Annotated in this window: 1 protein-coding gene; it reads left to right on the forward strand. The window is 49.0% G+C overall.

The features are described from left to right. Positions 1-181 precede the first annotated feature (181 nt). Positions 182-346 carry a hypothetical protein gene (locus tag BGP75_RS27025; RefSeq protein WP_158070088.1) on the forward strand — a complete coding sequence of 55 codons (165 nt, stop codon included), beginning with the start codon at positions 182-184 and terminating at the stop codon, positions 344-346. The last annotated feature ends 148 nt before the right edge of the window (positions 347-494 follow it).

Raw genomic sequence — 494 nt, forward strand, 5'->3', positions numbered from 1 at the left:
ACCCTGGAACGATCAGCCCTCCTGATCAAAAGCTGTTGTTGGGTTACGTTGCGCTAACCCAACTTACCCTTGGCTTTAGCTGAGTCCTAGTTTACAGAAAACCGACTACCCTAGAATAACAAACCCACCCAATCAAGGTGGGTTCCTCAATCGCTTACCTCTGATCTCCCAGAAGTTACAGTTGATCAAGCTGTTGCAACGTTGTGTCGACCCTAAGTTACTTCCAAGGCTTTTAACGCGATTGCTGGACTTCTCTGAGGAGTTTGAGGATTGGGTGGTTGCTAAGGTAAGCAAACTACAGGAGCGACCTCAGGCGGTCTCACTGCCCACTGGTCGTAAGCGGTAAATAAACCCCACCTGTTACCAGGGCTGCTCGCCAGCTAAGGTCATGATCTCTGAATTAAGGAGATCATAATGACTGCCAATGAACTGAAAGCCCTTCGAGAGACCTGGAAACAGCATCTTGATACGTGGAAGCAAAGTGGCCAGTCCCA

The organism is Motiliproteus sp. MSK22-1 (genome assembly GCF_001968815.1).
Lineage (GTDB): Bacteria > Pseudomonadota > Gammaproteobacteria > Pseudomonadales > Balneatricaceae > Motiliproteus.